The organism is Selenomonas sp. oral taxon 138 str. F0429 (assembly GCF_000318175.2).
GTDB classification, from domain to species: Bacteria; Bacillota; Negativicutes; order Selenomonadales; family Selenomonadaceae; genus Centipeda; species Centipeda timonae.
On sequence record NZ_KB290944.1, the window covers coordinates 1 to 7,648 of the forward strand.

A 7,648-nucleotide genomic window follows, 5' to 3' on the forward strand; every position below is an offset into this window, starting at 1 on the left:
AACTTTCTTGCTTGTATTATATAAATAAACAAGCAAGAAAGTCAATAAAATATGAATGACCCTTAAAAACCTCGGGATGCACATGAACGCAGTCCGAGGTTTTCATATCAAGACCCCGTTGCAGTGATCTATCTCATGTTGAATAATCTGTGCCGTAAAGCCGGAGAACTTGTTTTGCTGTTTGCGAAATTTTATGTCGCGGTATGTGACTTCGACCCATTCATGCCGCATTGTTTTTCTCTGTCCGGGTAGGGAGAGACATCCTTCCTCTGCCTCGTATTGCTCGGAGGATGCTTTTACAATCTCCGGATTCAGCATGACGAGATGAGATTTACCCACGCATACGGCAATGATGCGCTTCTTTTCGCCAATCATGTTGGCGGCAAGTCCGACGCAGTGTCCGACATGTGCTTTGAGCGTATCGAGCAGGTCGTTGGCAATCGGGAGGTCGGATTTCACGGCCTCCTCGGATGGCTGCCCGAGAAACATTGCATCCTTGACGATAGATCGTACTATCTGCCTTATCCTCCTTTGCTTTAGAAATATTCGATTGAACAAATAAATTTTCCTGCAACGGGTGACCAATATGCCTCTTTCTGTCCGCTGTCTTTTGAGAAGGGGACGACTTTTCCCCGTCATCGGAGTATTTACAGCGTATTGGAGGAATTTGCCATGAAAGATTTGCAGATTTTGGAACACAGCGGCATCCGAGTCATGACCACGGAACAGCTTGCCGAGGCGTATGGCTGTGATGTCCAACACATCAAACAGAATTTCAACAACAACAAAGATCGGTTTGCGGAGGGAAAACATTACTTCCGGCTCGAAGGTGCTGATCTCAAGGGATTCAAGAGGCAAGTCGAAAATTTCGACCTGCCTGTGAGCAAGTTTGCATCCACAATTTATCTCTGGACGAAACGAGGTGCGGCGCGCCATTGCAAGATGCTCGGAACGAATCGTGCATGGGATGTCTTTGAGGAGCTGGAAGAGAGCTATTTCAACCCCATGAGGAACATGACGCCCGAGGAATTTCTTCTGTACAGCGCGCAGCGTCTGGTGGAGCAGGCAAAGGCGATTAAAGCCGCCAATGCCCGCATTGACAAGGTTGACAAGCGGCTTCTCGATGTGGAATCCAAGCAGATGACCATCGACCAGCACCACTACACCATCATCGGCTATGCAAACCTTATGGGAATCCGTGGCGTGAGTCGTGATGTTGCCGCCGGGCTTGGGCGCAGAGCGTCGGCAATGTCCAGAAAGCAGGGCTATCACATCGGCAAGGAGTACGATGCCAAGTACGGCATGGTGAATACCTATCATGTGGATGTGCTGCAGGAGGTTTTCAGGAGGTAATGTTTCGTGGACGCATTGAGCAGTTTGTACGGACGTTCGCTCAGTTTTGAGCAAACGTCTAAGTAGGCAGGGAGCGTAGTATCATGAAGCATTTCAATGAATCACACTACCCGGACCCAACGGCAGGAGCAGCGATGAGGACTCTCGAGAGGGAGATGAATGCATCTTTTCCGATCATCTACATCTGTTCGGCATATCGCAACAATCCGCGCGTCAATATCATGCGGGCGCGAGAGTATTGCCGCTTCGCCGTTCGGCGTAGGTGCATTCCTCTGGCACCTCATCTGCTGTTCCCGCAGTTCATGTCCGAGGAGCAGGATCGTGCTCTTGCGATTCGCATGAATTTTATTCTTCTGCGCAAGTGCATGGAACTCTGGGCATTCGGCACGGAAATCACCGAAGGGATGGAGGCAGAGATCGCCAAGGCGCGTTCTCTTTGCATCCCGATACGGTATTTCAACACGAAATGCGAGGAGGTCGTATGGGGATGACCGTCGACGAACTCAAGGAAGAGAAAATCTGGGTCTGTTGGAAGTATGTCCAAAAGGATGGAAAGTCCACGAAGAAGCCCTGTGGTGCAGACGGCGGTATTACCGGCGTGAATCATGCGTTTCGTGCGAGTTGGGTGACGTTTGAGGAAGCGCAGAAGGCAGCAGAGGAGAAGTCGTTCGGCGGTGTCGGCTTCATCATTCCGAAGGGAATGTATTTCTTGGACATCGACCACAGAGACGAAGCCGATGCACTGGCGCAGCTGCAGATTCGCAGACATGACACTTATGCCGAGAAATCTGTCAGCGGCAATGGCATTCATCTTTACGGTTGCTGCGACTATGATCGTATTCCGAAAAAGAAGGACGCAGACGGCAAGGAGAAGCTCGACCCGAAATTTTATGTCAAAAATCCGCACAACAAAATGGAACTCTACGTCGGCGGACTGACCAATCGATTTGCCGTCTTCACGGGAGATGTGTTGCACGACGTACCGTTTGCCGACGGGACAGAAGCCGTGTTGACCACATTGCAGAAGGATATGCTGCGCAAACAGCCCGTGAACTATCGTCCGAAGGAAGATGGCGACCGCGCTGTGTTCGACATTGTATGTGCCCTGCGGAAGGCAAAGAACGGCGGGAAGTTTCAGCGTCTCTTTGATCGCGGCGACATTTCTGAGTACGGCAGCGCATCGGAAGCGGATGCCGCGCTTTGCGCCCTGATTGCCTTTCGAACGGGGGACGATGCGGAGATGATTGATGCCGTCTTTCGTAAGTCCGCACTCTACCGCAAGAAATGGGAGCGTGCGGATTACAAGGCAGCGACCATTCGCACGGGCGTAGAAGCGTGTCATGGGGTGTTCCATGCAGCGGCGATGGAGCATCCGGATTTCATTCACTTCAATGCAAAGGGAAATCCTGTCATCAGCTGTCCGGCACTTGCAGATTACATTCGGCAGAACCTGCACTACATCTTTGTCCGCGACAGTGCGCGGCATGGTGTCCTGCGGTATGTTTACGAGGGCGGAGTGTACCGTCTCTATGCGGACGATATGCTGAAAGGTCTCATCAAGAACTGCATTGCATCCTACGATTCGGAGATGATTGAGATGCGAAAGGTGGATGAGACATTTCGCATCCTCACAACGGATCTGAACTACATCAAGGACTCCGACCTCAATGCAGATGAGGACATCATCAACTTCCAGAACGGGATTCTCCATCTCTCCACGATGGAACTGACCGAACATGCTTCCGACCTGTTATCCACCATACAGATTCCGTGCGAGTGGGCGTGTGAAGAGATTGCGACACCTGTGTTCGATGCATTCATGCAGACACTCACAGATGGCGACACCGAGATTGAGCGACTGTTGCTTGAGTTCATCGGTGCGTGTCTGTCCAACGTCAAAGGATGGCGTATGAAAAAAGCTCTCTTTATGTACGGTGCGGGGGACACGGGAAAATCCCGTCTCAAATGTCTGGTGGAGCAGCTGCTTGGCAGGGGGAACTATGTCGGCATTGATCTTCGTGAGATTGAGGCGCGATTCGGCACAGGGCTGATCTACGGAATGCGGCTTGCGGGCAGCTCAGACATGAGTTTCATCACCGTGGATGAACTCAAGACCTTCAAGAAATGCACGGGCGGGGACAGCATCTTCGCGGAATTCAAGGGACAGAACGGATTTGAGTTCACCTTCAACGGGCTGTTCTGGTTCTGCATGAATCAGTTGCCGAGGTTTGGGGGCGATGACGGGCAGTGGGTGCATGACCGTATCATGCAGGTACACTGCAAGAATGCCATTCCGCTTGAAAAGCAAGACAGGCTTCTCGGAGAAAAACTCTATGCCGAGCGTGACGGGATCGTCCGCAAAGCCATCCACGCGCTGCGTGCGGTCATCCAAAACGGCTACCGATTCACGGAGCCGCAGTCGGTTCTGTCGGCAAGAGAGGAATATATGGTCGAGAACAACTCCGTACTTGCCTTCCATGCAGAGTGCATGATGAAACGCCCCGAGGGAGCAAAGTGCGGCGAGGTCACAACGGGCAAGGTCTACCGCATCTATCAGGCATGGTGCAGGGACAACAACAACGGCTTTGCAAAGACCGCACGGGAGTTCAGAACCACACTGGCTCGGTATTACAAGACCGATTTCAGCTCAATGACCATACGGCGAAGTTATGGAAATGTCTATCGGGATCTCCTGCTGACCCCGGAAGCACTTCAGGAATATACAGGCTTCTGGAGTTCACCCGAAGATGATTTCTTGAAAGATTAAGGTGCAGGTTGTGGCAGTTCGGTGAGTAAAACCCCACAAGGGTGTCACCGTACTCCGCCCCTGTTATTTCTGGGGACATAGGCCTTTGGTGACAGAAGTGATACTTCTTATACCCTTTATATAGAGGGAAAGAGAAAAGAGTGAAGAGGATAGGATATATAAATATATATTATATATATAGTATAGGCGGTGACACACACCACTATCACACGAAATTGGAAAAGCGAGGAATCTCAATGCGTGAATCAGATTTGGAGAAATTCACTAGGTTATACATAAAATCGCACGGCGGGCTTGCATTGAAGTTCATATCTCCGGGATGTGCAGGTGTACCGGATCGACTTGTGCTCATGCCGGGCGGCAAGATGTGCTTTATGGAACTTAAGGCACCGGGCAGGAAGCCGCACCCCTTGCAGGTGCGGCGTATCGAGCAGCTGCGTGCGCTCGGATTCAAAGTCTATGTGGTCGATGGAAAAGAAGAAATCGGAGGAATTATCAATGCGCTATAAACCGCATTTCTACCAGACATACGCCAAGGACTTTATCCTTCATCACAAGGAAGCCGCAGTTTTCTTGGATTGTGGGCTTGGCAAGACCGTCGTTACTCTTACGGCAATCGAGGAACTGCTGCATGACTTCTTTGAGATCGGCAAGGTACTCGTTATCGCTCCGCTGCGCGTAGCACGGGATACATGGCCGTCGGAGATCATAAAGTGGGAGCATACGAGAAACATCCGCGCCTCTATGGTTATGGGAACACCGAGGGAACGGACGGCAGCACTCATGCGGCGTGCGGATGTATATATTATCAATCGGGAAAATGTAAAGTGGCTGATCGAAGAGAGCGGCGCGGTGTTGGATTTTGATATGATCGTCATAGATGAACTCTCATCGTTCAAATCTCATCAGGCAAAAAGATTCCGCTCTCTCCTGAAGCTGCGTCCCTCGGTCAAGCGAATTGTGGGGCTGACGGGAACACCGTCGGCAAATGGGCTAATGGATCTCTGGGCTGAGTTTCGCCTTCTGGATATGGGCAAACGGCTCGGCAAATTCATCTCCCATTACCGCAATGACTTCTTCCTTCCCGACAAACGGAATCAACAGATGGTGTTCAGCTACAAGCCGCGCGAGGGTGCGGAGGATGAAATCTACCGCCGGATTGAGGACATTACCATCTCCATGCGTTCCAAGGATTATCTCAAAATGCCGCAGCTCATCTCAAATAGCGTATGTGTTGCTATGGATGAGCGTGAGCGGGAACTCTATGACCGGATGAAGCGGGACATGGTGGTTGCCCTTGGTGGTACGGAGGTTGATGCCGTCAGTGCGGCGGCACTTTCCGGGAAACTCCTCCAGATGGCAAACGGAGCCGTCTATACGGAGGACGGGAAATCCGTCCACCTGCATGACCGCAAACTGGATGCACTCGAAGATCTTGTCGAGAGTGCGAATGGAAAGCCCGTACTCGTTGCGTACTGGTATCGGCATGATCTTGAGAGGATCAAGGCGTGGATTCCTGTTCGAGAGATTCGGTCGAGTGCAGATATTGCGGACTGGAATACGGGCAAAATCCCAATCGCCGTGATTCATCCAGCGAGTGCGGGACATGGACTCAACCTTCAGTTCGGCGGTTCGACGCTCATCTGGTTTGGTCTGACGTGGAGTTTGGAACTCTACCAACAGACCAATGCGCGTCTCTATCGGCAGGGACAGACGGGGACTGTGGTTATCCACCATATCATCACGGCAGGGACGATTGATGAGAATGTTATGCAGGCACTTGAACGAAAGGACAAGACTCAGACGGCTCTGATTGATGCCGTCAAAGCGAATCTGGAGGTGGCTTCCCATGATGAACTGTGAGGTTCTTGCCAATGCAATCATCGAACAGGCGACAAAGGATTATCGCTGGGCGCGGACGGTTCTTCGCAAAGCGGCAGAGAATGTCGAGGCGGCAGCGATGCGCAGCGACACGGAGCGGTTCTTTCATTCCGCATGGTTTGGTCAGTTGACGAGTATAGATGGAGAATGGCTGCTTGAAAAGCTAGAGGGGGAATTTGTGTGACAGCGAAAGAATATCTCAGTCAGGCGTACCGAATTGACCAACGGGTCAACAGCAAACTCCGTCAAGTGGACTCCTTGCGTGATCTTGCCACTAGAGCCACATCCACAATGGGAACGGAGCCTGTCAGCGGCACGAGAAATGTCCATCGCTTGGCGGATACCATCGACAAGATTGTCGACTTGGAGAATGAGATCAACAATGACATCGACCGTTTGGTAGACTTGAAACGTGAGGTTATGGCGACCATCAGCAAAGTACAGGACGCGAATGCCCTCATGCTGTTGGAGCTTCGGTATCTCAGCTTTATGTCGTGGGACGAAATTGCGGGCGAGATGCACTATACTTCCCGCTGGGTGCATATTCTCCATTCCAAAGCACTCACTGCTGTGGATAAGATTCTTGCAGGGAAATGAAATCACGTAAAAAGACTTCACTATAATTCTCTTGAGTTCCGGTGTTGACATGGTAAAATGGTGTCATGAAAAGTATGCTTAAAGGCTCGACCTCCAATGGGAGCAATCCCGGCGGAGGTTTTTTCATGCCGCAATGGAGGTGTGCGATGCCGAAAAAACCGAAGCGACCTTGCCGCATGACGGGCTGCCCGAATCTCACAGACAGAAAAAGCTGTTACTGCGAGATGCACGAGAAAACGATGCAGCGGCATTATGACCGCTTCACGCGTGGGTACGATCAGCACGAGAGGTATGGCAGCGTATGGCGCAGGATTCGTGACCGTCACTTGGCAGGGCATCCGCTCTGCGAGCAATGCAAAGAACAGGGGAGATACGTCCTTGCGACACTCGTGCATCATATCCGACCGATTTCTGAGGGAGGCACACATGATGAGAGCAATTTGATGTCGCTCTGCGTATCGTGCCATGAGCGGATTCACCAACGTGGCAGTGGCGACCGCTAGACCCCCAGGGGGCAGTCAAATCTCTAAAACCGCGCCGTTACTGGACCGGGGAGGGGGCGTACAGAAAAATTCGCATAACTTTTAGGCCAGTTAGAGAGATAAGTTTTACTGACACGATTCTCGGCGGGAAGCCACGCACAGCGGGGGTCGACAGTATTTGAACCGCTCGATAAAACAGCGTAAATGCTGAAACTTATGCTCAAAAAAGTTTTGAAAAGTTTTAAGGGGGGAAACGTATGGGGCTTAGAGGACCGCAGCCCGGCACGGGAGGAAGACCAAGAAAATCCTTGGCGGAGAAAGTGACCGAGGGCAATCCTGGCAAGCGCAAGCTGAAGGTCTTGGACTTTGAGCAAATCGCCACAGAGCCGGAGGGCGTGGATATGCCGCCTCCCAAGGAGTTTTTATCGGCTACGCAGCGTGACGGCTCCACGCTTTCGGCACGTGAACTCTACGAAGAAGCGTGGGCGTGGCTCAAGCGGCGTGGATGTGCGGAACTGGTATCTCCTGCTCTCCTGGAGCGATATGCCGTGAGTGCGGCACGTTGGAT

General features: G+C 51.7%; 9 protein-coding genes and 1 pseudogene. 9 read left to right on the forward strand and 1 reads right to left on the reverse strand.

Annotation, left to right across the window (positions count from 1 at the left end):
* Positions 1–102: 102 nt before the first annotated feature.
* On the reverse strand, positions 103–516 hold the full coding sequence (locus HMPREF9163_RS06880) for a peptide deformylase (protein ID WP_037346503.1): 414 nt from the start codon (positions 514–516) through the stop codon (positions 103–105).
* Between the two features lie 156 nt (positions 517–672).
* On the opposite strand from HMPREF9163_RS06880, the gene HMPREF9163_RS06885 reads away from it, so the two are divergent.
* The 9 genes and pseudogenes from HMPREF9163_RS06885 to HMPREF9163_RS06925 all read left to right on the forward strand — a co-directional run.
* Positions 673–1,353, forward strand: a complete 681-nt coding sequence (locus HMPREF9163_RS06885; RefSeq protein WP_009441015.1) for an ORF6N domain-containing protein — start codon at positions 673–675, stop codon at positions 1,351–1,353.
* Between the two features lie 83 nt (positions 1,354–1,436).
* Positions 1,437–1,844 (forward strand): DUF4406 domain-containing protein, encoded by a 408-nt coding sequence (locus tag HMPREF9163_RS06890; RefSeq protein ID WP_009441016.1) that lies wholly within the window; start codon positions 1,437–1,439, stop codon positions 1,842–1,844.
* Positions 1,835–4,120 carry a phage/plasmid primase, P4 family gene (locus HMPREF9163_RS06895; RefSeq protein WP_009441017.1) on the forward strand — a complete coding sequence of 762 codons (2,286 nt, stop codon included), beginning with the start codon at positions 1,835–1,837 and terminating at the stop codon, positions 4,118–4,120. The genes HMPREF9163_RS06890 and HMPREF9163_RS06895 overlap by 10 nt, the downstream gene beginning before the upstream one ends.
* A gap of 236 nt (positions 4,121–4,356) precedes the next feature.
* Positions 4,357–4,629, forward strand: coding sequence for a VRR-NUC domain-containing protein (locus HMPREF9163_RS06900; protein ID WP_009441018.1), 273 nt, complete (start codon positions 4,357–4,359; stop codon positions 4,627–4,629).
* Entirely contained in the window at positions 4,619–5,983 is a 1,365-nt protein-coding gene (locus HMPREF9163_RS06905) for a DEAD/DEAH box helicase (protein WP_009441019.1), read from the forward strand. The genes HMPREF9163_RS06900 and HMPREF9163_RS06905 overlap by 11 nt, the downstream gene beginning before the upstream one ends.
* Positions 5,973–6,185 carry a hypothetical protein gene (locus HMPREF9163_RS06910; protein WP_037346505.1) on the forward strand — a complete coding sequence of 71 codons (213 nt, stop codon included), beginning with the start codon at positions 5,973–5,975 and terminating at the stop codon, positions 6,183–6,185. The genes HMPREF9163_RS06905 and HMPREF9163_RS06910 overlap by 11 nt, the downstream gene beginning before the upstream one ends.
* The gene (locus HMPREF9163_RS06915; protein ID WP_009441021.1) at positions 6,182–6,598 is read left to right on the forward strand and encodes a hypothetical protein; all 417 of its coding nucleotides are present in this window, start codon (positions 6,182–6,184) and stop codon (positions 6,596–6,598) included. Before HMPREF9163_RS06910 ends, HMPREF9163_RS06915 begins: the two co-directional genes overlap by 4 nt.
* Before the next feature lie 146 nt (positions 6,599–6,744).
* Complete coding sequence (locus HMPREF9163_RS11765; protein WP_037346500.1) at positions 6,745–7,101, forward strand: HNH endonuclease; 357 nt, start codon at positions 6,745–6,747, stop codon at positions 7,099–7,101.
* Positions 7,102–7,337: 236 nt separating this feature from the next.
* Positions 7,338–7,648 (forward strand): annotated as a pseudogene (locus HMPREF9163_RS06925) (terminase); the annotation flags it as partial.

Coding starts and splice junctions, on each gene's coding strand:
- HMPREF9163_RS06885 (WP_009441015.1), top strand. CDS start 673: ATGAAAGATTTGCAGATTTTGGAACACAGCGGCATCCGAGTCATGACC.
- HMPREF9163_RS06890 (WP_009441016.1), top strand. CDS start 1,437: ATGAAGCATTTCAATGAATCACACTACCCGGACCCAACGGCAGGAGCA.
- HMPREF9163_RS06895 (WP_009441017.1), top strand. CDS start 1,835: ATGGGGATGACCGTCGACGAACTCAAGGAAGAGAAAATCTGGGTCTGT.
- HMPREF9163_RS06900 (WP_009441018.1), top strand. CDS start 4,357: ATGCGTGAATCAGATTTGGAGAAATTCACTAGGTTATACATAAAATCG.
- HMPREF9163_RS06905 (WP_009441019.1), top strand. CDS start 4,619: ATGCGCTATAAACCGCATTTCTACCAGACATACGCCAAGGACTTTATC.
- HMPREF9163_RS06910 (WP_037346505.1), top strand. CDS start 5,973: ATGAACTGTGAGGTTCTTGCCAATGCAATCATCGAACAGGCGACAAAG.
- HMPREF9163_RS11765 (WP_037346500.1), top strand. CDS start 6,745: ATGCCGAAAAAACCGAAGCGACCTTGCCGCATGACGGGCTGCCCGAAT.